Below are 21,594 nucleotides of genomic sequence, written 5' to 3' on the forward strand. Positions count from 1 at the left end.
AACCTATAAAACCTCTAAAGACAGTATAGTTTGATCATCTTCTTGAACATTGTTATTGGTTTGAATAAAAGCTAATAGATTATCAATATTAAGGGGTTGGGACTGTTTTTTTATAAGTTCCCATAGACCTACTTGATTAAGCACAGAACGATGATTTGTTATCGAACTATCTAAGGTTTCCCAGACAGTTGCTTCTGTGATACCATCACTAGCCAGGAGTAATGTGTCTCCATAAGAAAGAATCAAACGACCGGATTCAGCCTGCCATTTAGGTAGTATTCCCAAAGGAATACTGCGAATTTTCAGATAATGAGGAGAATCATTCAAAGTCGCTTGCTTTGACCAGACAAAGGGATAAATATGTCCAGAATTAGCATAGACTAGTTCTTTGGTAGTTGGGTGATAACGGGCTAAAACCATTGTGATAAAATAATTGCTGCTCATTAAGTCGTCTCTCAGGGCAGAATTCAGATTCTGCATGATGACATTTGGCTCTACTGGTACTTCTTGACAGAGTTCCCGCCGCAGCAGCGAAATCGTACTAGCCATAAATAAAGCTGCTGGCACACCTTTACCAGAAACATCACCAAGTGCTAACCACAAATCACCATTAGGATGAACAAATACCTCAAAAAAATCACCGCCTACCTCTCGTGCTGGATAGCAACAAGCTTGGACTTTGACACCTGCCATTTCTGGTAAAGTCTGCCGCAATAGGTTATTTTGAATTTGACGAGCTACTTCCAACTCTAGGTGAATTTGTAGTTGTTTCTCTTGCAAACTCTGATAAAGTTTGGCTTGGGAAAGGGCTAAGGCTGCTTTTTCTGCTACACCTGTAATAAGTTGAATATCTTCTTGATGCCAAATGTGATCACTTCCCAATTTACAAATAGCAATAATAGCTAGTAAATGTTGTTGATAAATGAGTGGGACAACTAGATGTTGACAAGGGATATTTTCGTAGATATCGTCTTTTATTTGATAATGGTGAGTCTGGAAAATTTCGGCAATTAAATCACTAAGGTCTGGAAGTAAATCACAGATTTTAGATTGAGAATTTTGATAGCAAAATTGCTTTTCGGTTAGTAAATCATCTTCGACTGGTTTGACTAAACAATAATGAGCCGCAAATGTTTCTCCAATTGTATTAACGAGTTTTTGCAGCATATTGTCATAGTCTGAAGATTCTCTAATTGCTGTTGTTACAGCATTAAATAAAGATTCCTGTCGCAAGGCACGGGATAATTCTGCTACTCGTTTTTTAACTAAGCGATAGGTATCACCAGCTTGATTAACTAATGTTTGGAGTTGGTTAGGATTCCAAGGTTTTGTAATGTATTTAAATACTCGACCTGAGTTAATGGCATCTACTAAATCTTCTACATCAGTAAAACCTGTGAGCAAAATCCGAATTGTATCGGGAAACCTCTCCACTGTCAGACTTAATAGTTCACTACCGTTCATTTCGGGCATTCTTTGGTCGGAGATAATTACAGCCATTTCACCTTCTTTTTCTAAGATAGCTAAGGCTTCAGTGGCATTATTAGCTTTATAAACTTTAAAATCTTTCCAAAATGTGCGGTAGAGTAAGTCTAAGTTATCTAGCTCGTCATCTACGACCATGAGCTTGAGCTTATCTAACTTTTTTCCAGCCATAAGGTGTCCTTAATTTAATAACTATCAGATAGAATACGGAGTGGTAAATAAGAGAAAGTTTCAACTTTTTGTATTTCCTCTTCTTTTTTCCCGATTTCTGACTGCTGACTAAACCCTAGTACCGCAAGGCGTTCGTCAAAAGTCAAAAGTCAAAATCAAGACATTATAGGCTTTTGGAGGATTTAGAATGGTTGGTTTATTTACGCCGTTTTGTACTAGCTATTTAATGGTCTATTTATTTACGCCAAGCTGTACTAGTTAAATACAATTTATGTAACTAAGCCGGAACGCATAGCAATTACTACTGCTTGGGTACGGTTATTAGCTCCTAGTTTGTTCATAATATTGCCAATGTGGGTTTTTACCGTTCCCCTGGCAATATAAAGTTTCTTGGCGATATCATTATTACTACAACCTTTGGTAATCAATTCTATCACTTCTAATTCTCTGTCTGAGAGAATACCGACTTTAACAAGTTGTTTATGATCATGGGATTTGACAGAATTTGGTTTCTGCTTGGCCCTTTCGACAATAATTCGGGCAATCATTGGATCAATCCAAGGATTTCCCTCAGCAGTTACCCGGATAGCATTTAGTAAGTTATCAAACTTGATATCTTTCATACAGTAGGAGTCTGCACCAGCTCTAAAGGCTGAAAGTACAGATTCTTCATTATCAGATGATGTTAAAATTAATACTTTTGTATTGAATAACTGTTGATGGTTCGCTTTTATTGTCCTGGTTAATTCAATTCCATCTTGATCTGGTAAACCTATATCCACAATCGCCACATCTGGCTGTAGTTTTTCTAACATTATGAACCCATGACGGGCATTGTTAGTGTGTCCAACTACTTCAATTTCGTCTTTTCGTTGTAATGCTGTGCAAATATAAAATCGAGTGAGTCCATGATCTTCAATGATGACAGTGCGGATTTTACTCATATACAAATGCTGCTAGATACTAAATAATATAACTTTTTGTTGACTAAATTATTACTCCTGCCTCTTTCTTTTTTCTTCCTCCTGACTACTGCTGTATATTAACGCCGGGCTACTCGCAATAACAAAAATAAACCTGTGGCTAATCCAAATAAATTGGGCAACCAAGCACCAATTAAGGGCGAAAGTATACCAGCTTGTGCTAATGCTCCAGAGACGGATAGGAGCAAATAGTAACTAAAAATTACAATCACGCTAATACCAAAACTTGTCCCCCGTCCAGTGCGTTGAGGGATGCTACCCATAACTGAACCAACTAAGCCAAAAATAACGCAAATAAAGGGAAAGGCGATTTTTTGTTGGATTCGTACTTGCAGTTTGCGAATTTTTTGATCGTTCCCACCTAAACGTTCTATTTCTAGTTGTTCTAGAGCTTGAGAAATATTCATTTCGCCGTAGTCTCGACTACTTTCGGCTAAGGTTAAAGGCGTGCGGGGAAGTTGTAATTGCTGATGTTCAAAGCGTAAAATATTCCGATATGAGCGATCTGTCGCTACTAAATAGATAGTCCCATTGTAAAAATCCCAAACTTGTTTTTGAGTGTTCCATTTAGCTGATTCGGAAACAACAATTTGATCAACACCGCCTCGGGAACGATCTATAATTGTTAACCCGTTCATTTGCTTACCGTCAAATTGGTCAGCATAAAATAAGCGAGAAAGGATCTTTTTTCGAGTACCATCTGCTTCTTTAAATTCTCGATATTCAGGATAGTAAATATTTTGTTGTTTAAAGGAAGGTTGGTCTGATTTGAGAGCTTCTGCTAGGGTGATAGTGGCTTTGTAATTGGCGGCGGGGGCAATTTGCTCATTGAATAAATAAGTGATGAGCGTGACGGCAAAACTTAACACCACAGCCGTTAAAACCATGCGATAAACACTAACACCACACCCACGCAAAGCGATTAATTCACTTTCACTAGAAAGGCGACTATAGGTCATTAAAGTAGCTAACAAAGTGGACATGGGGAAAGAGTACACCATGACATAAGGTAGCTTTAAGAGGAAAATCTCTAGGGCGATATTGAGAGGTAGCCCGGATTCTACAACCTTTCGCAGTAATTCAAATAAACTATCAATTGCTAAAACTACAGAAGTAAATGCACCAACACCAAATAAAAATGGTGAAATTAATTGCATCGCTAAATAGCGATCCATGATAGAAAATGAAAATATGGAAATTAAATTGGAGAAGGGTTTAATTTGTTTAGATATCATGATTATGTTTCGTGCGATCTCTCTTAGATATCCCGCAGGGTAGACACAAAGGCGCAAAGTTTAAACTGCGAAATTATCACCTAAATAATATTGTCGCACCAAGGGGTTGTTATAAAGTTCGTCGGAGTTGCCAAAAGCCAGAATTTGTCCTTCTCGCATGATATAACCACGATCTGTAATTGCTAGGGTTTCGCGGACATTATGATCGGTGATTAAGATGCCCATACCGCGATCGCGCAATTGACTAACAATCTCTTGAATCTCAGACACAGCAATGGGATCAACTCCCGCAAAAGGTTCATCTAAAAACAGGAATTTGGGGCCTTCTTTACCTGCTGCTAAAGCTCTGGCTAATTCTGTGCGTCGTCGTTCACCACCCGAAAGTTGAATCCCTTTACTATCAGCTACCTTTTCTAAGCGAAATTCTTGTAATAAGGTATGTAGTCTGTGTCTCCATTCTCTCCTGGGAACTTGAGTTTGTTCAAATACTAGGAGAATATTTTCTCGCACTGACAACTGACGAAATACACTTGCTTCTTGAGCTAAATAGCCAATACCTAATCTAGCTCTTTTGTGCATGGGGAAGTTAGTAATATCTAAATTATCTAACCACACTTTGCCATGATTCGGTTTTTCTAAACCTGTGGCAATATAAAATGTTGTCGTTTTCCCCGCACCATTAGGACCAAGTAACCCGACAACTTCCCCCTGGCTAACGGAAAGGCTAACACGATTCACAATTAATCGTTTACCGTAGGATTTGTGAATATTCTCTAAAACAATTTTCACTATGGGATTTGGTCTAGATTGTAGATGCTAATTAGAACGTTTTAGGGCTGGAGTTTTTGGGGCCGGTTTCGTAGTTTGTCTAGTAGGATTAGAATCTTCTATCATATATATAGATTCTACCTGACGGTTAGATTGGGGTAAGGCGATGAATTTGCCTTCGTCAATTAAATAAGTGACTTTTTCGGCACGAATACTATTGCTACCCTGTTGTAAAATGTAAACATTACCACTGAAATCAATCCGTTTTTCTTTACTGAAGTATTGAGCCTGAGCAGATGTGGCTTGAATTTGACGAGCCGGGTAAACCATTTGCACATTACCACGAGCAGTAATTACTTGGGTTTTCGCGTCATATTCTTGGGTATCGGAGCGAATAGTCAGGGGACGATTTCCCCCAGATTGGGCTGTGGCGGGTTGCGATTGGGTGGGCAATCCTCCAACACCTACAAGGGAAATTGGCAGTGCTAAGGCTAATCCTAAGCGGCGTATCCGTGATTTTAGTAATTGATAACGAGGTATCATAGAAGCTAGGGAATAGGGAACGGGGAACAGGGAACAGGGAACAGGGAAATAAAATATTAGTCCTATGGCAGAAATGGACGGTTTTTTTTAACTTTAAGTTTCGCTTCAAGAAAACTTGATCATAACTCGCAAAAATTTGTTGCTTGTTAGCGAGTTATCAAGTTTGACACATCTACAAAAGATTCATCAAATTCATTCAATAAATCATCAAAATCCCAAAAATAATAGTTTAGACAATCATCAAACAAATCATCAAAATCCCAGAAATCATAGTTTAGACAGGGAAATAATCGGTAAAAGCCTAACTTGATTTTGAGCTAGTTCGCTATTGGCAATTGTTTCTAGGCTTTCTTGTTGTAGTGTTTTTAACAAATCCACACTTTCAGTTAGTAATTCTTCCACATTAATACCGCCGTAGCTAGGTAGATAACGCCGAAGACGATTACTACCTTCGCCTAAAAGAATCATTGCGCCCCGTTGGTTATGATTACCCAGATGATACAGTCCTACAGCAATTTGGAGAATACCTTGATAAAAAGTTTTATCTGGTTCGATACTATCGATCCAGAGTGCTTCAAGAATGTCATGACAAGCGTAGAACTGTCCAGCATTGAACTGTTCTACACCTTGCCAAAACTCTTCCGGCATGATTTCGCTCATCCCATACTATCCCGAACTTCTTTAATACAATCGAGAGAAATTTCTTGTTTGTCACCAGAAAATTCATTTTCAGGTGTGAGGAATAGCATACAGTGACATTCTTTGCGTTCGCGCATGGGTACGCAGGGACAGTTCCAAAAAGCGGCGTTAACTTCGGCTTCTTTATCTTCGTAGTGACGACAAGGACACAAAGGCGCACCGAGTTCGTCTTTATGCTTGGCTAATCCTTCAATGACGACTGCGGTAACGGAAGGTTCAGAACAGAAGTATGTTCCCGTCCGTTTGGCGTATTGTTCGGAAAAATGCCGCATTGCTTCTAGGCTTTTATCGCTGGATTTTGAATTCACTTCTGATGTAACCATTGGTTGTGCTGTTTATAAATTTCTATGTTTCTTTGCATTGTACATCAGGCTCAGTGTGAGAAATCGCTTCAAAATAAACTGAGGGCTTTTTGGAGTTGGGGTTGTAGTTCTTGTTCGTTTTGGACGATCATGCCAGGATATTCCCGATTAATGAGGTTTGGTGTGGCTGATTCTGGATTTTGCCACAGTAGCCAACGACTAACCGGAGGTAAGGAAGATGTGGTGAAAGAGTTTTGGGTTAGCCAAATGAGGGGGCAATGATCTGGTGGTAAGCTGTTTTTTTCGGTGGGGTTGGTGGCTAAATAATTCTTGTTGCCATTGGAAGGAACTATCTATGGCGATAAGAATTTCTTGTCCTCCGGTGATTACTTCTAATTCCCGGACTCGCAATTCTCCATAACGAGCGCTTGTCCGCCAATAAATCAACCGGGTAGGATCATTGATGCGATAGGGACGCAGCGATCGCAACAAAAGCCGACACCCCCAAAAGCGCAAAACTAACCCCACTAATCACATACAGCCAGCCATAGTATTAATCCCTGCACCCAAATAACACACGGAGATTCCCGCCAACACCCAACCGCCATAAGCAGGTGCAGCAGCATGGGTTTCTAGCCAGTTGTTGATTTTTTTAGTAATTTTCATCTTTCTTGTTTAACTTAATTTGGGGGAACAGGGAACAGAGAGCATTCCAAAATATAGAATCCAGGCGACTGGAAGTCACTGCTACACAGGCAAAACCCACCTGCGTGGGTTGAAAATTTCCTAGTCCGCGTAGGCGGACTTTGTTTGTGTAGCCGTGATTTCTAATCGCCAGCTTATTTTTGTAAAATTGGGATGCTCCCAGGGAACAGGCGATAGGCAATAGGGAATAAATTTGTTTAATGATGATTGAGAATTACTATATCTAAAAGTTCCCTGTCATCCATTACAACTGACAACGGACAACTGACCACTAACAACTGACAATATGGTTTATCCCGTTATTTGGCACAATAATTCAGTCTCACTGATTGATCAAACTCGCTTACCTAATGAATATACAGTGGTGGAGATTCACCGCAGTGAAGATATGGCACAAGCCATTACAACCATGATTGTGAGGGGTGCGCCGGCGATTGGGGTGGCTGCGGCTTATGGAATGTATTTGGGGGCAAGGGAAATTGAAACCAGCGAGCGCCAAGAGTTTTTAGCTAAACTGGAAATAGTAGCTAATTTGTTGCGTTCTACCCGTCCCACTGCGGTAAATTTGTTTTGGGCAATTGGCAGAATGATGCAAACAGCCTATGAAACCTTGGGAACAGTCGCAGAAATTAAACAAGCCCTTTTAGAAACCGCCCAAAAGATCAATGCCGAAGATTTGCAAACTTGTCAAGCGATCGGTGATCATGGTTTAGCCGCATTACCGAAGACTCCAGACCGATTAATTATACTCACTCACTGCAATGCTGGCGCTTTAGCCACCGCTGGTTATGGTACAGCATTAGGTGTAGTCCGTTCTGCGTGGAAAGAAGGACGTTTAGCCAGAGTATATGCAGACGAAACTCGTCCCCGGTTACAAGGTGCAAAACTCACCACTTGGGAATGTGTCCAAGAAGGGATTCCGGTGACAGTAATTACTGATAATATGGCTGCCCACTGCATGAAACAAGGTTTAATTGATGCTGTAGTTGTGGGTGCTGATAGAATAGCTGCTAATGGCGATGCTGCTAATAAAATCGGAACTTATAGTTTAGCTATTGTGGCAAAAGCTCATAATATTCCTTTCTTTGTAGCTGCACCTTTATCTACAGTAGATTTTGAATTAACTGATGGTAGTCAAATTCCCATTGAAGAACGTCACCCAGGGGAAATATATCAAATAGGTGAAACTATCCTCACTCCTCCAGGTGTGGAATTTTATAACCCGGCTTTTGATGTCACACCTGCGGATTTAATTACCGCCATTATTACGGAAAATGGGGCTTTTCTGCCAGGGGATTTATTAAAGGCTAAAAAGGTGCTTTAATTTTGACAGTGACGAGGGTTTAGCAATGCTAAGAGGGTGAATAAACAAGTCCCTCATGGTGTATCAAATATTTTTATATCCCCCTAAATCTCCCTTAAAAAGCTATCGTGTACACACAAGTTAAATTACCCCCCTTAATGCCCCCGATGCTTTGGGGGGAAACCGGAAAAATTAGTTCCCTCCCCAAAGCATCGGGGAGGGTTAGGGTGGGGTAATTTGAGGAATAATGGTGATTCGATAACTTGTGTGTACACCGTAGCTTACTAAGGGGGGTTAGGGGGGATCTGTTGTTTAAGCTAAAATCACAACCTAAAACTTTGCAAACAACCTCTAAACCCATAGAGACTTCCAATTAAAAAAATATCCCAAAATTTCTTGTGGTGCGGGCATCTTGCCCGCTAATAATACAAGGACGGGCAAGATGCCCATCCCACATCCCACAAGATTGGATAGCGAGGTGCTGCTGCAAGCAGTTCATCTCTTTTGTGGAGTTCTTTATATAAATTTAACCCTCCATTTTAATAAAAATTGGTACATATATTTCTTTGTGCCTTATTTCCATGTTCCCTAACTACACAAATAAATTTAGCGGTAAAAAACAGAACAAAACTGTCTAAAATACCACCATATAAGTTAAAATTTACTTCATATAGCAATAAAGTGTATCAAGTAAGAACTATGAGTGGACAAAAAACATTTAACGTCACTGCTGGTATTTCTACCGCATCACAACCCAGTTTATTTGATGGTGTAGCTTCTGCATTGCAAGCATATCAAGAACGTCAGCGTCAGGAAAGGGAAACTGCTATCAAAAGAGAGCAAGATATACAACAAAAAATTGCTCAATTTCGTTCTGGTGCTACTAAAAAAAAGATTGTTGTTCAAGAACCTGAACAGGTTAACTTAATAAATGCTGAGGTAAATCAAGCCTTATCTCAGGATGCACAAAGACAAGTGCAGAATCTAAAAATGCAATTACCAAAGATTAAATCAGAATATCAAATTTTGATTGATCGGCAATTATTGGAATCAGCAAGTGTGCAACAAGCTATTCAGAAGACGGAAAGGGCATTACAAAATAATAATTTAACTGATGCTCAAACCTACTTGCAAACATTAGATGATGCGCGGATTCAGGTAATTCAACAACTCAAAGTAGAGTGGAAAAAACAGTTTGAATTTCTGCAATCTAGACTCGATAATTTACAGTTAAGTCTTCCTAATCATATTACTCAACAATTACAAACCAAAATCAATGGAATGTGTAATAGTTGGCAAAATATTTCTGATGAAGATATAGAAAATTTCCATCAAGAAATTAGTAGATATGAATCTCAAGCAGAGCAAGTTTATACTGCGGCAAAAAATTTAGTAGCATCTTGGCAAGAAGTTGGTTATGTTGCCAAGATTACGGAAATTAATGATGGTGATGTAGTTATTAATATCGAAACCCATGAGGGAGTAAATACGCAAATGCGAATTCAGTTTGATGGTCAACAAATTGATTTAGCTGGTCCTCATGATGAAGAAGGTGATTCTTCCTGTTCTAGTCGGACTTTTGATGTGATTGAACTGTTTCAACAGCAAGGTTATCAGGTGGAATGGACAGCATGGAATGGTGAACCTGTGGACAAAGAATGGCGGAATGTGGACATGGGGATTATTTCCGTAAAAACAACTATGGAGTCTGATTTTAATAAAATACCTGAGCGACGTTCTGAAAGTCAGGAGTATTGATATATTTTATTACCACCAGGCGATTAGAAATCGCGGCTACACGGGCAAAACCCACCTTCGTGGGTTAAAATCATTAACTGAAAGATAGTAAATTATGACACAACCGCTATTGCTAAATATAGCTAGTTGGCTGCCTCGTTCTTGTGCTAATGGTCCAGGAACTCGGATGGTGATTTGGGTGCAAGGTTGTCCTTTTCGGTGTCTAGGTTGTCAAAATCCTGACTATTTGCAGTTTAAGTTAAATCAGGTGGTGACTGTAGAGGAAATGTGGCAAAAATTCCAAGCATTACCGGATTTAGCCGGTATTTCCATTTCCGGTGGTGAACCTTTTGCTCAAGCTCTGGCTTTGGCAGATTTAGCACGTCGCGTCCAGTCTGTAGGCAAAACGGTTGTTTGCTGGACAGGGTATGAATTAAAACAAATAAAATTGAGTAATATTCCCGGTAGTCAGGAGTTACTTAATCATATAGATTTATTAGTGGATAGCTTGTTTATACAGCAGCAAATTAGCGATCAACCACTAAGAGGTTCAAGTAATCAAAAACTGCATTTTCTGTCTGGGCGAATTGTTGAGGCTGATTTGATGAATATACCGCGTCAGGAGTGGATATTAGGTTCAGAGACATTAACATATACGGGGTTTCCTGTGGAATACAAGCAACTTGATCAGGGTGGGGTATAAAGCAGATGAGTATTGTGGTGATAGGCGATCGCAAAACCGGAAAAACCAGCATGGTCAGAGCCTTGGCTGAACATGGGAAATATGTCAAAATCAGTAATATCCTAGCCAGTGACTTATACAATCCCAGTACCAAGGAAATAGCAGGTACGGAGATAGGTGAAAATCCCAGAACCTTAAACATGGAGGTGGATTTACCAGCTACCGGACCAAGACAACTGAATATTTTATGGATTGATGCCCCTGGAGAGTTTTGGAGTAATCCCCAAATTAGGCAAGATTATCCAGCAGCTTGGCAAGGAATGGAAGATAAAGTCAAGCAAAGTAAAGCTGTAATTTTAATGTTACCCCCTCACCAAAGTCTAGTTTCTAGCACTCGGATAAATGTGGCTGCTCATCACCTCCAACCAATTGATACATTACCAACCACTGATCAATGGGTGAATGGTTTACAGAACTGGTTCGACTTTTTACAACAGAATTGTCAACGAGTCAAACACATAGTTATCACCCTCCATAAAGCTGATTTATTTTGTGATGTAGAAGCAGAAGGAAAAGACTGGAGATACCGTCCAGATAGAGGTGGTGCAGCCCCTTGGTATGATTATAGTGATCATGTGGTTGAGTCATATTTTGGAGTAGCAAATCAAGTCATTCGTAAATACAAAGGAACAGAAATTGGTTCTCGGACTAACTTCTTTATTACTACTACCGAAAATCAGGAATTACTAGAATTGCCTTGGCTGTATCTTGCTCCTTATCTTATTTATAGTTAATAGGATGTTTGAAAAGTTTATGGCGAATATAATTCGCTACTACACAAACGTTCGCGTAGCGTCCCGTAGGGATAATGAAAAATCAAGATTTTAACCCACGAAGGTGGGTTTTGCCTGTGTAGACGCGATTTATAATCGCCAAGAGATTTATGAATTTAGACTTAAAAATTTTATGAAGACTCAAAGTACAATTCTGAAAAAACAACAATTAATTGGCAATGATATTAGAATTATTGGCTCTCGCAAATCCGGCAAAACCACTTATTTGGCTTCATTATTGCGACTCCCAGAGGAGTTAAAAAAACAATTTCCTGGCTTGAAAATTACACCTACTTCTGATGATGCTGAAGAACTGATTGGGGAGGCTAAAAATATTCTAGAAAAAGGGGCAGTTTTTGCGGGTACAGATATTGAATATGGTGATGAACCATATTTTTCTTTTCAAATTCAAATTCCCACCAGTAAAAATTCACCAGGAATAACATTAGGATTAAACGTCAAAGATTACTCTGGAGAAACATTTGAATTTGCAGCTATCCCTCACAAAGCCTCTGAATTTCAAGAATATGTAGAAGATTGGTTAACCGCCAAAAGTTGGATGATTATGCTCACAGATTGGGATGCAAGTAATGACGCAAAACTCTATGCACCGGCTCTGAATAGGCTATTAACAGAATTATCCGAACAGGCTAATGTGAATGAAACTTTAAATCAATTGAGAGTTGCCGTAGTTATCAGTAAGTGTGAACGGGGAGAACTTTGGCCTTGTCGTTTAGATGCCGAAGAAGATTTATTTAGAGTTCGTTTAAAGGAAACTTATAACGTTTTGAAAGACAAATTACCACCTTCCAGATTACGGTTTTTCGCCTGTTCTTCCTTCGGTGTGATGGGGGATAGCTCTGGACAACATGATCCCCGTCCTAATCGTTATATACCCGATGATGGCAGTTCTGCCGAGTTTATTGCCCATTTACGAGATGTGGAAGCTTGGAAACCCTTCGGATTAATTTCCCCACTTTATTGGTTAAGCACAGGGAGGGTATTCCATGACGAATGCCTCTAATCTTCCCCTGGACATAGGCGGAAACCAGGATTTTCGCGTTATTGGTCCCCGTCGTTCTGGCAAAACAGCGTTTATGGCGGCTCTATCTCGTTGGCCAAATGCTAAAAAAGACAGTCCTATTCTTGCTGTTGACCCCTATAACGACGAAGCGGGGGAATTAATTAATATGGCTCAGGACATATTAGAAGATGGTAGAGAGTTAGCAAGTACAGATTATGGCAGTGGAGAAGCTGAGGATTTACCAACATACTCCTTACTAATTACCTTAAAAGCTAAGTTTATTAATCATCCTCTCCCAGCTTTAAAAAATCAACCGATCAGATTGCGAGTATCTTGCCGAGAATACTCTGGGGAACTGATCAAAGAATTACGAAATCTTGCTAATCCTAGCGCAAATTTAGTTAGTTATTTAGATGATTGTGCCACTGCATCAGGTTTATTGATACTGATTGATAGCACTGCTACCAGGACATCTGATCAAGAATATGCTCAAGCTTTAGAAAATTTGCAAAGAGAATTAAATGAGCGATTAAGTATTAATAATGGAGGATTACAAAACTATCGAATTGCGGTAGTATTTACCAAATGTGAACAACCTCCCGCTTCAGGTTATTGGCAAGATATAGACACTTTCATGGGCTTGAAATTTCCCAATCTTAAAACTACAGTAAAGAAATGGAGTAACCTATGGGGATGTTCTACAAATTACTTTTTTGCTTCTACCTTTGGCACAAAAGGAACACCACCAAAACCAAACTTCAAGAAAAAAAGTCGGGATAGTGGGGGAACTTATGGAGTAATTGATAAACCAGGAGTATGGCGACCTTTAGGTTTAGTTGCTCCTTTGTATTGGTTAGCAACGGGTAAGGAAGATAATCAATTGAGAGATATTTAGGAGCAGATAATTATGTCAGGTATTCCCATTTACCAATTCTGTAGAGCATTTGATAAAGTTCATTATTCAAAAAAACATGATCGTTACGTATCCGGTGGTAATGTTTTTGGGAAAATCGCTCTTTGGAATGCTCCCGTTCCTGAACCGATTCGTCAAGCAGTAATTGATGGTTATTTTAGATTGAATGATAATTATCCACCAGATCAGGATGATTTTGCTCTCATTGCCAGAGAAATAGATGATAAATACTCAGTTTTAGCAGTAGCAAATGGAGAACTAGATGATGGTGATCGTCCTACTATTGGCTATAAATATTTTTGGTTAGAAAAATCATCCCCAGATATTGATGGTATAGGGACTTTGACTTATTGGTGGTATACTCACGAACAGCCTAAGCCTAAGTTTGATATGTCTGAATTATTTCAACAATCATCACCCAAAATTTTTTATTTTGATAAAGAGCAATTTGGAAAACCAACTTTTAAAGAACCTGAATTACAAGAAATTAGCGAAATAGTAGAAAACCAAGAGAAAATTCCTTATATAGTTGATGTAGTTGTATTTAGAGAAAAAATTGGACAGCAACAGCAACAATATCCAGAATCCATGAAACGACACTATCTGGCTTTAGGTCTTAGTGTTCGTGCTAACTATCTCAATGCTTGGGCTTGGAATGTGCAAAAAATAGAATATCCAGAGGCTTTCCTAGCTGTTTTTTACGCTACTCAAAAGGACATACCCAGCAATATTCGTAACCGTGATTTACCTCCATTACCAGAAACACATAATCCTAATAATCAAACTTCTGTTGCAATACAACTAGAAAATACTACACATCCATCCACAGAAACTCTTAATCTAATACCACCAGCAAAGGAGAAAAGTATTAAATCATGTTTATCTAGTTTAGCAAACGCATTTAATCAAAATAGATTAGATGATAGAAAAATACAAGAATTATTTGGATATTTAAGAGATTATGCAGATGCAGATTGGACTAATTGTATAGATAAAACTACTTTAAAGAATGCATCTTCTCCCCATGAAATTTATCCACAATTAATATATTTAGTTGCACCCAATAACCCATCATCTAAGAAGTGGCTATTACAAATGGTGGAATCATTAGAAATTGATACTAAAAAAACATATCCTCGTATTTTAGAATTTCAAAGAGTTTTGTTAGAGGCTAGTTTTGAGTATAAAGATTCTCTGGTAAATGAAAGACTTATTTCTTCTATATATGCAGGAATTTCATATCTACTCAATCAATTAATGTCAACGGAAAAGGGAAATAATAAAATTGAATTTTTATTAACAAAATCACAAAATGTGTGGTCTCACTATTTTTTAACTTATGCGGGATTAATTGAAAAAAGAATTTTCTCTGAAGAGAAAACAATAATTGAAGAATCTATGGAGGATTTTTGTCAAGAAATTTTAACTCTTTTACAAAGACCGCAAAATATTTCTTTAGCAGAAAGAAAACAATATAAAAAACTAGCATCTACTTTTATTAAGATCAATTACTTTTCTTTAGCTGGGGCTTTTCATTACATTAGCGATAAATATATTCCACCCATCATACAGGATAAAATACATTACGAAATACTTATAAAAATTTATAATATAAAATCTCACAAGACTGACTCCCCGCCTAAAAATAATAATGAACCTCAAGCTAATAAATCGAAAGATGATGAATCTAAAGAGACTGACCCTCAAAATGATGAATCTAGGAGTAATAAACCTAAAGATAACCCAATTCCAGATAATCCAAATAACCCAATCCAAAATGAATATAATAGACAGGCTTTCATTTTATTTGTGCTTTTTTTAGCAGGTTCTATTCTGTTAAAACTTTGGAAAAGGTTTTTTCTTCCTCCTAAAATATTGTTATTATTTTTTAGCATTATATATGCTATTTTGAGTGTAATAGTTATTCACCTTACGATAGATAATTTTTTTAATAGAAGAAATCATCATTTTAAACATACCAATCGCATTATTGGAATTTCTTTAGCAATTTTCTATATATTGGTATTTGTTTCAATAATATGGAAAATAGATAAAATTCCAACATCTAATAATCAACTTCAGTTAGCTAGACAAGATACAACAAAGGAAGAAAAACAAAATAATATTCCAGGTGAAAATTCTCATGCTTCTCCTTCAAATAATATTAACTGTCCAGACGATGCGCTAACTACTTTTAAAGCATTTAAAGATTGCAGTAAAAATGAATCTGATAAATCACAATTAGAGGGAGAATTAACGAATAAGTATGTGTTGTATGTGTTATCTTCACCTGACAATAAAATTGCTGGAAACTTAATAAAATACTATCTAAATAGTGGAAATGAACAAGAATTTGAGAAAAGGAAAGATAAAATATTTAATTGTCAAAATTCTTACTCTAATCCAGATCAAGGCGACGATAATAAAAAAGGTGACTGCATAAAAGATATAATTGAGAAATCTTAACACTCACAAACATCACCAGGAACCACACCTAAAAAACCAAATTGAATAAAAATATTTAATTTCTACAGAACCAACCCATGAACAACCTCCAAATCAGAGCCAGTTTTTACGCCTTATGCGGCATAGTTTCCGCCTTACTAGGCTGGAGTATCAGTCAAATCTTATGGCAAGAAATAGGCACTTTCTTAATGCTATTTGTACCCAAAGAATTTAGCATTCCTCCCTACATAATCTTATTAATCATTGTCACTCCCTGTATTACAAGTGGCATGATCATAGCAGAAACTTTCATCAGTAACCCTACTCGCTATAAAGCTAATTGGCGATTCCTGACTCGGACATTTTTTAAAAAAGTGTTTCTAGTCGGTGCATTGATAGGTTTATTTCTCGGTATTTTTAACTGGATGCTATTACAAAGTAACTGGCCAGGTGGGTTAGTCAGAATCATTTCTTGGATCATTATTGGTGCATTTGCTGGTTTAGCGGAAAGTATTAGCTGGAGTTGGCGTAGTATTGAAGGAACAGGAGATAGAGTCAAACAACGCATTCTTCAAAGTACAGGTTTTGGTGCTGGTTCAGGACTATTAGCAGCTAGTTTTTGCGAAGGTGCAAATAAAGCATTAGGTCAATATCAAGAACCCTTTGGTTTCTTCTTATTCGGTGGTTTATTAGGATTATCTTTATGTTTTGCAGCCAAACCCAGTTATCAGGTAGCATTGAGAGCAGGTACAGGATTTGAAGCCACAAAAAAACGCACTAGAAAATCTTCAGCAACTACTCAATTACAAGTTGATAGTAATACTCCTACACAAATACTCCGACCAACATTAAATAATCAATTACTCAAATATATTCCTGATAATGATTATAAACATATTGAGGAAGGAGTTTCAATTCAATTACCAGGAAAAACCAATAAACTCATAATCATTGGTTCTGGTGATACAGCAGATATTTATATCCCCCATTTACCAGAAGAATGTGCATCTTTACAGGTAAATTCTGATAATGTAATTATTCGTTGTTTAGCGGAAGAATCTGTAAAAATTCAACAAAGATTTTTACCAGAAAATAAAACTACCGCTCTCAAACATAATCAAATTTTGACACTTTATCATGAAAACAATGAAGAAAAATTCTACAGATTCATTTTCTATAATCGCTTACTTGACCCCCAAGCTTAAATTAGGAATTGTTACTCTTTTACTAGGATTTCTACCATTACCTGTTCTTGCTAATTCCAAAATTGAAGTATCTTCCCGTCCTACGGATGCTGATATTGTCACTCTAAAAGTTAAAGTTGTTAATGATAAGAATATTCCTATTGAGGGATTGCAAAAATCTGAATTCAAATTACAAACTGCCAGAATTATCGCCAAAAGTCAAGATACTCCTATTAATCTCAAATTCGCAGAAGTTAGAAAATTTAGATTAATTCCACCGGGAGAACAATTAACATCAGATCCTGCTTATGTTGTCATTCTTTTAGATATGAGTGGAAGCATGAGAAAGAAAGATGCTAGTCGAGTTAAAAAAATAGATGGTGCTATTCGTGCTATTAAAGGATTTATTAAATTAGTCCGCGACAAAAATTTACCTGTACATATTTCTTTAGTACCCTTTGGAGAATCACAGATTGCTAAAGATAATTATGAAGTTAACCAAGAAATTATTGCTAAAAATTTCCTACCAGCAGATTCACCAAATTTAGATAAAAGAGTCGCTGATTTAGCATCTTCTCCCACTAACGCAGGGACTAATTTATATAATCCTTTGAAAGAAGCAGTCAAATATTTAGGTGATAATTCCGAAGAATTGACAAGACAAGCAAATAGTAGCAATGACTTGAGAAAAGATGAACCACAAATTCCGCCTAAATTAGCTGTAATGTTATTATCTGATGGTTATCACAACAGTAAACGCAAAACAGAGGATCAACAATTTGCTAATTTAGAAAAAGTCTTTAAAAAATATCCTACAGTCAGAGTTTACACTTTAGGTTATGGAGAGTCTTTAAAACAGTTAAGAAATCGTGCTACTAACTGCAATATTCCTAATAGTTGGTTAGAAAAAAAACAAGCAGTTGATTTAATTCAATCGTGTAAACTTCCCTCTGGTGACATATTCAACTATATTGTTGATCAACCAAGATTAAAACAAATTGCCGAATTAACAGGAGGTATTAGTAAATTTCCTCAAGATGCAAATGAAGCTGTTAACAGTTTAGAAACCTTTTTTAAAGCATTACGAGAATATGAATTACAATATATTCAACCAAATGCAGCACCAGCAGAAGAATATCAAGTGCAAGTTAGTGTTAATTCCTCGAATCGAGAACTAAATATTAATGCTGAACCTGTTAATATCAGAATGCCAAATATATCTTTTTATAAATTACCTTTGTTCCCAGATAGGTTATTTATATTAATATTAACTTTAGGTATTTTAGGATGTGGTATCCTCTGGTTTAAACGTTGGAGTCAACAACTTAAAACTGAAGCTGACCGTTGGATTTAGTCAAAAAAGATCCCCAACTTCTCTAATAAGTCGGGGATCTGAAGGATGTGAGAGGTTGTTAACTTGGGTTTCACTTCGTTCTACCCAACCTACGAAAATGGGTTAATTAATGGGGAATTTAGCTAATAATTCCTCACGGGACAACTGAGATAAGTTGAGTAATAAATCGGTTCTTTCTGTGAGAGAAAGTTCCATAATAGGAGTAACAATAGCAGATAATTCCTTATCTAAATTACCAAACCGTGCTGTTAGTAAACTTCCTACTATTAACCGCAGTCCTTCTTGTAGTCCTTCTTGTCTACCCGTTTGTAGTCCCGTTTGTATTCCTTCTTCACGCCATTCCTCGCGTTGTTTGAGATATGCTGGTGATAAAGTCATAATCAACTCCCTATCTTCATCGTTGATATTAGTGTTAATCTCTATATTTTTACGCCAAGATGCTAAAATTTCCAGTAGATAATTACACTGGTTTTCCGTGGAAACTGTTATCAGTTCTTGTACTGCTTGTTTTTGGGTTTCCCCATTACCTAACACCCTTAACCATAGTGTATCCTGATTTTTGGGTAATTGGTTAATTGCCACAATAGCGGTTTTATGCAACTCTCCTATAAAATAAACTCCTGTCTCCCAATCATCTTTGAGTGTAGCCCTAAATCCATCTAGTTTATTTTTTGAGCAAGTTGGTGTTAAAATCCATAAAAAGGGCAACTCGTTTTCCATTATCCGCCGATTTTCTCTTTTTGCTTGTCTAAACAATTCTTCATGAAGGCTGTATAACTTTGACATACAACTTCTAATTGTCATTTCATTGGGAGGATTACGAAAAGGTTCAAATAGACAGCTTGTAACTGCCATTTTTGCTAATAATCCTAAATCGGAAGTTACAGGTTTTGATTGATTGGGAACAAACCAAATATCTATTTCTCTAACTTCGCTTTTTACATCTTTACCAATATCTACTTGACCTAAAGGTTTTAATAATTCCTCTAGATATTCTTTCGCAAATTGGTCATGGGCTTCTCTTGTCATACAAAATCCATAATTAATAATAGTGTTTTCATGATGTCTGAATATACTTTAGTTCTAAGAATACCACAAGCAGGAAATAAGGAAATTAGCTATTCTATTACTTTGAGTACATTGTATGAAAGTTATCCTGAAGATTATTTTCGTCAGGAGAATAATCGTTCTCTGATTAGTCAAACTATTGAACAACAATCAGCTAGAATGTTAACTTCTGAAAATTTAACTGCGATAATTTCTAATTGGATTGCAGATATTAAAGTCGGTCGTCATCGTACTATTGTAACCTTAGATTTACCTCTTGATGCTTCTGTTCCTATTCAACCTGTAATTCCTATTAGTAATCCTGTTTCTGTTAATAATGTAAATAATCCTATTGTTGCTCCTGCTAAAAAACCTCTCCGTCCAGTAGTAAATCCAACTTCTGAAATAAAAACTGCAAATATCTCTACCAATAAAGTTGAAAACTCTCCTAATAGTAACACAGAAAAAACACCAGAACCAGTTACAGATATTCGGACTGATACTAACAAAGCTGATTTTTAAGGAAGTTAAAAAATATGAAACCAGAATTACCTTATCATAAATGTCAGCAGGAATTACAGGATTTATTAAAGTCTCGTTATCCGTTAATTTTTTTGAGATCATCAGAAGAAAATCGTGCTGTTCGTTGTACAATAGATGCTCATTTAGCAATTTTGAATAATGCAGATATTCAAGATGGAGAATTAGCACAATGGAATAGTGGAGAAGGTTTTCAACAAAGATTAGAAACTGCGGGTTCTCCAAATCAAGCACAATGGCAAAAATTAGGTAATGCTATTGATAGAAATGGTAATCCCATTTTACAATCTTTAGATATTCTCCAACATCGTTTACAAGACCAAGTTAGTAAAAATCTCCAACGACAACATACCTATTTATTACCAGATTGGTCTATTTTATTACGTCCTGATGATCATTTGATGGCACGAAAATTGAAAGAATTAATATTGATGATAGACCAAAAAAGACCTTTGGTAAGAATGTCTTTAATTATCATTGGTTCAGATTGGACTATTCCGACTATTTTGCGAAATATGGTACATATTATAGATTTACCTTTACCTGTGGAAGCAGAACTTTATGAAGATGTTTTTAGTGTGGCTGTAGAAAAATATGGTTTAACAGAAGCAGATGCTGGAAGATTAGCAGAACAAGCTCAAGGAATGCCTTTGCAAGCGGTAATTCAAACTGCTAAATTATCAACATCTCGGAATTTATGGACAGATCCAGAATCTGCGGGACAATTATTATTAGAAGCGAAAAAACAGGAACTTAGAAAAACTGGAGTTTTAGAATATTATGCCCCCTCTGGTCAAGGTTTGAGGGATGTGGGAGGATTAACTAAAGTTAAAGAATGGATATATAGCCGTGAGTGTTGGTTTGCTCAAGATGGACAACCAGAATTACGTCCTCGTGCTATTTTACTAGAAGGTTTCCCTGGTTGTGGAAAAACTTTTATTGCCAGAGCGATCGCACAAGAATGGCACGTACCCCAGATTAATTTTGAAATTGCTCGGTTACAATCGCGCTGGGTAGGAGAATCGGAAAGCAACACTTTCCAAGCGCTTAGAGCCATCGAAGCATCAGCACCGAATATCCTGTTTATGGATGAAATTGAAAAGGCTTTTGCCGGTGTGGGAGGTGATAGTTCAGGAGTTAGTACCAGACAGTTTGGGACATTTTTATCCTGGTTAAATGATCACGAATATCCGATTTTTTTCATCGCCACTTCTAATGATAGAGAAAAATTACCACCGGAATTATTTCGTGCTGGTCGGTTTGATGAAATCTTTATAGTTATGCCTCCTAATACTGAGGAAAGATATCAAATCTTACAAAAACGCACTACCGCTTATAAATTACCACCAACTCCATCTTCTATATTAGAATATCTTGTTGAGAAAACCGCCGGATATTCAGGTGCGGAATTAGATAAATTAGTCAGAGAAGCTATTTATTTAGCTGAATATGGACACTTACCAACAAAGACTCATTGGGAAAATGCTTTATTACAAATTAGTCCCCAATATCGGACTCCCAATATGCAGCAACTATTGCGAAAATATTTAAAATTAATAGAAGGTGGTGGTGGTAAACCTGCATCAGAATTAGAAATAGGTTTTTTAGAAAATCTGATTATTGCTGTCTAGTTTTGTTTGT

19 protein-coding genes and 1 pseudogene are annotated in these 21,594 nt (G+C 37.1%); 11 read left to right on the top strand and 9 right to left on the bottom strand.

Annotated elements, in window-relative coordinates:
* Nucleotides 1–3: 3 nt before the first annotated feature.
* From CA730_RS00080 to CA730_RS26300, 8 genes and pseudogenes are all read right to left on the bottom strand, one after another.
* Nucleotides 4–1,656, bottom strand: a complete 1,653-nt coding sequence (locus tag CA730_RS00080) for a SpoIIE family protein phosphatase (RefSeq protein ID WP_096662504.1) — start codon at nucleotides 1,654–1,656, stop codon at nucleotides 4–6.
* Between the two features lie 269 nt (nucleotides 1,657–1,925).
* On the bottom strand, nucleotides 1,926–2,600 hold the full coding sequence (locus CA730_RS00085) for a response regulator (protein WP_096662506.1): 675 nt from the start codon (nucleotides 2,598–2,600) through the stop codon (nucleotides 1,926–1,928).
* Between the two features lie 98 nt (nucleotides 2,601–2,698).
* On the bottom strand, nucleotides 2,699–3,814 hold the full coding sequence (locus CA730_RS00090) for an LptF/LptG family permease (protein ID WP_096671170.1): 1,116 nt from the start codon (nucleotides 3,812–3,814) through the stop codon (nucleotides 2,699–2,701).
* Nucleotides 3,815–3,934: 120 nt separating this feature from the next.
* Nucleotides 3,935–4,663, bottom strand: coding sequence for an LPS export ABC transporter ATP-binding protein (gene lptB / locus CA730_RS00095; protein WP_096662508.1), 729 nt, complete (start codon nucleotides 4,661–4,663; stop codon nucleotides 3,935–3,937).
* Between the two features lie 27 nt (nucleotides 4,664–4,690).
* Nucleotides 4,691–5,185: an LptA/OstA family protein gene (locus CA730_RS00100; protein WP_096662510.1), complete on the bottom strand. Its 495-nt coding sequence runs from the start codon at nucleotides 5,183–5,185 to the stop codon at nucleotides 4,691–4,693.
* A gap of 267 nt (nucleotides 5,186–5,452) precedes the next feature.
* A complete protein-coding gene (locus tag CA730_RS00105) occupies nucleotides 5,453–5,845 on the bottom strand; it encodes a DUF309 domain-containing protein (protein ID WP_096662512.1) in 393 nt (130 codons plus the stop codon).
* Nucleotides 5,842–6,207 (bottom strand): ferredoxin thioredoxin reductase catalytic beta subunit, encoded by a 366-nt coding sequence (locus CA730_RS00110; protein WP_096662514.1) that lies wholly within the window; start codon nucleotides 6,205–6,207, stop codon nucleotides 5,842–5,844. The genes CA730_RS00105 and CA730_RS00110 overlap by 4 nt, the downstream gene beginning before the upstream one ends.
* 68 nt (nucleotides 6,208–6,275) lie before the next feature.
* Nucleotides 6,276–6,852: pseudogene (locus CA730_RS26300) on the bottom strand (hypothetical protein).
* Nucleotides 6,853–7,177: 325 nt separating this feature from the next.
* Here CA730_RS26300 and mtnA point away from each other — a divergent pair.
* The 9 genes from mtnA to CA730_RS00160 all read left to right on the top strand — a co-directional run bounded on the left by mtnA (nucleotide 7,178) and on the right by CA730_RS00160 (nucleotide 18,366).
* Nucleotides 7,178–8,215, top strand: coding sequence for an S-methyl-5-thioribose-1-phosphate isomerase (gene mtnA, locus CA730_RS00120; RefSeq protein ID WP_096662516.1), 1,038 nt, complete (start codon nucleotides 7,178–7,180; stop codon nucleotides 8,213–8,215).
* Between the two features lie 678 nt (nucleotides 8,216–8,893).
* Entirely contained in the window at nucleotides 8,894–9,952 is a 1,059-nt protein-coding gene (locus tag CA730_RS00125) for a hypothetical protein (protein WP_096662518.1), read from the top strand.
* Nucleotides 9,953–10,046: 94 nt separating this feature from the next.
* The gene (locus CA730_RS00130; protein ID WP_096662520.1) at nucleotides 10,047–10,634 is read left to right on the top strand and encodes a 4Fe-4S single cluster domain-containing protein; all 588 of its coding nucleotides are present in this window, start codon (nucleotides 10,047–10,049) and stop codon (nucleotides 10,632–10,634) included.
* 5 nt (nucleotides 10,635–10,639) lie between these two features.
* Complete coding sequence (locus CA730_RS00135) at nucleotides 10,640–11,407, top strand: hypothetical protein (RefSeq protein ID WP_096662522.1); 768 nt, start codon at nucleotides 10,640–10,642, stop codon at nucleotides 11,405–11,407.
* Between the two features lie 172 nt (nucleotides 11,408–11,579).
* Nucleotides 11,580–12,470: a TRAFAC clade GTPase domain-containing protein gene (locus CA730_RS00140; RefSeq protein ID WP_157749886.1), complete on the top strand. Its 891-nt coding sequence runs from the start codon at nucleotides 11,580–11,582 to the stop codon at nucleotides 12,468–12,470.
* Nucleotides 12,454–13,365, top strand: coding sequence for a hypothetical protein (locus CA730_RS00145; protein WP_096662526.1), 912 nt, complete (start codon nucleotides 12,454–12,456; stop codon nucleotides 13,363–13,365). Before CA730_RS00140 ends, CA730_RS00145 begins: the two co-directional genes overlap by 17 nt.
* Before the next feature lie 12 nt (nucleotides 13,366–13,377).
* A complete protein-coding gene (locus tag CA730_RS00150; RefSeq protein WP_096662528.1) occupies nucleotides 13,378–15,849 on the top strand; it encodes a hypothetical protein in 2,472 nt (823 codons plus the stop codon).
* A 77-nt stretch (nucleotides 15,850–15,926) separates the two neighbouring features.
* Complete coding sequence (locus tag CA730_RS00155) at nucleotides 15,927–17,033, top strand: hypothetical protein (protein ID WP_096662529.1); 1,107 nt, start codon at nucleotides 15,927–15,929, stop codon at nucleotides 17,031–17,033.
* The gene (locus CA730_RS00160; RefSeq protein ID WP_157749887.1) at nucleotides 16,975–18,366 is read left to right on the top strand and encodes a vWA domain-containing protein; all 1,392 of its coding nucleotides are present in this window, start codon (nucleotides 16,975–16,977) and stop codon (nucleotides 18,364–18,366) included. The genes CA730_RS00155 and CA730_RS00160 overlap by 59 nt, the downstream gene beginning before the upstream one ends.
* Before the next feature lie 102 nt (nucleotides 18,367–18,468).
* Here the strand turns inward: CA730_RS00160 and CA730_RS00165 are convergent, their stop codons facing one another.
* Complete coding sequence (locus tag CA730_RS00165) at nucleotides 18,469–19,395, bottom strand: RpnC/YadD family protein (RefSeq protein ID WP_096662531.1); 927 nt, start codon at nucleotides 19,393–19,395, stop codon at nucleotides 18,469–18,471.
* A gap of 30 nt (nucleotides 19,396–19,425) precedes the next feature.
* Here CA730_RS00165 and CA730_RS00170 point away from each other — a divergent pair, with 30 nt between their 5' ends.
* Nucleotides 19,426–19,935: a hypothetical protein gene (locus tag CA730_RS00170; protein WP_157749888.1), complete on the top strand. Its 510-nt coding sequence runs from the start codon at nucleotides 19,426–19,428 to the stop codon at nucleotides 19,933–19,935.
* A 14-nt stretch (nucleotides 19,936–19,949) separates the two neighbouring features.
* Nucleotides 19,950–21,584, top strand: a complete 1,635-nt coding sequence (locus CA730_RS00175; RefSeq protein ID WP_096662534.1) for an AAA family ATPase — start codon at nucleotides 19,950–19,952, stop codon at nucleotides 21,582–21,584.
* The last annotated feature ends 10 nt before the right edge of the window (nucleotides 21,585–21,594 follow it).

It is taken from the genome of Dolichospermum compactum NIES-806, assembly GCF_002368115.1.
In the GTDB taxonomy this organism is placed as follows: domain Bacteria; phylum Cyanobacteriota; class Cyanobacteriia; order Cyanobacteriales; family Nostocaceae; genus Dolichospermum; species Dolichospermum compactum.

Excerpts from the sequence above, each read along its gene's own strand:
- CA730_RS00090 (WP_096671170.1), bottom strand. The coding sequence starts at position 3,814 with ATGGATCGCTATTTAGCGATGCAATTAATTTCACCATTTTTATTTGGT.
- CA730_RS00135 (WP_096662522.1), top strand. The coding sequence starts at position 10,640 with ATGAGTATTGTGGTGATAGGCGATCGCAAAACCGGAAAAACCAGCATG.
- CA730_RS00085 (WP_096662506.1), bottom strand. The coding sequence starts at position 2,600 with ATGAGTAAAATCCGCACTGTCATCATTGAAGATCATGGACTCACTCGA.
- mtnA (WP_096662516.1), top strand. The coding sequence starts at position 7,178 with ATGGTTTATCCCGTTATTTGGCACAATAATTCAGTCTCACTGATTGAT.
- CA730_RS00130 (WP_096662520.1), top strand. The coding sequence starts at position 10,047 with ATGACACAACCGCTATTGCTAAATATAGCTAGTTGGCTGCCTCGTTCT.
- CA730_RS00165 (WP_096662531.1), bottom strand. The coding sequence starts at position 19,395 with ATGACAAGAGAAGCCCATGACCAATTTGCGAAAGAATATCTAGAGGAA.
- CA730_RS00080 (WP_096662504.1), bottom strand. The coding sequence starts at position 1,656 with ATGGCTGGAAAAAAGTTAGATAAGCTCAAGCTCATGGTCGTAGATGAC.
- CA730_RS00160 (WP_157749887.1), top strand. The coding sequence starts at position 16,975 with ATGAAGAAAAATTCTACAGATTCATTTTCTATAATCGCTTACTTGACC.
- CA730_RS00175 (WP_096662534.1), top strand. The coding sequence starts at position 19,950 with ATGAAACCAGAATTACCTTATCATAAATGTCAGCAGGAATTACAGGAT.
- CA730_RS00125 (WP_096662518.1), top strand. The coding sequence starts at position 8,894 with ATGAGTGGACAAAAAACATTTAACGTCACTGCTGGTATTTCTACCGCA.
- CA730_RS00100 (WP_096662510.1), bottom strand. The coding sequence starts at position 5,185 with ATGATACCTCGTTATCAATTACTAAAATCACGGATACGCCGCTTAGGA.
- CA730_RS00105 (WP_096662512.1), bottom strand. The coding sequence starts at position 5,845 with ATGAGCGAAATCATGCCGGAAGAGTTTTGGCAAGGTGTAGAACAGTTC.
- CA730_RS00150 (WP_096662528.1), top strand. The coding sequence starts at position 13,378 with ATGTCAGGTATTCCCATTTACCAATTCTGTAGAGCATTTGATAAAGTT.
- CA730_RS00170 (WP_157749888.1), top strand. The coding sequence starts at position 19,426 with ATGATGTCTGAATATACTTTAGTTCTAAGAATACCACAAGCAGGAAAT.
- CA730_RS00110 (WP_096662514.1), bottom strand. The coding sequence starts at position 6,207 with ATGGTTACATCAGAAGTGAATTCAAAATCCAGCGATAAAAGCCTAGAA.
- CA730_RS00155 (WP_096662529.1), top strand. The coding sequence starts at position 15,927 with ATGAACAACCTCCAAATCAGAGCCAGTTTTTACGCCTTATGCGGCATA.
- CA730_RS00140 (WP_157749886.1), top strand. The coding sequence starts at position 11,580 with ATGAAGACTCAAAGTACAATTCTGAAAAAACAACAATTAATTGGCAAT.
- CA730_RS00145 (WP_096662526.1), top strand. The coding sequence starts at position 12,454 with ATGACGAATGCCTCTAATCTTCCCCTGGACATAGGCGGAAACCAGGAT.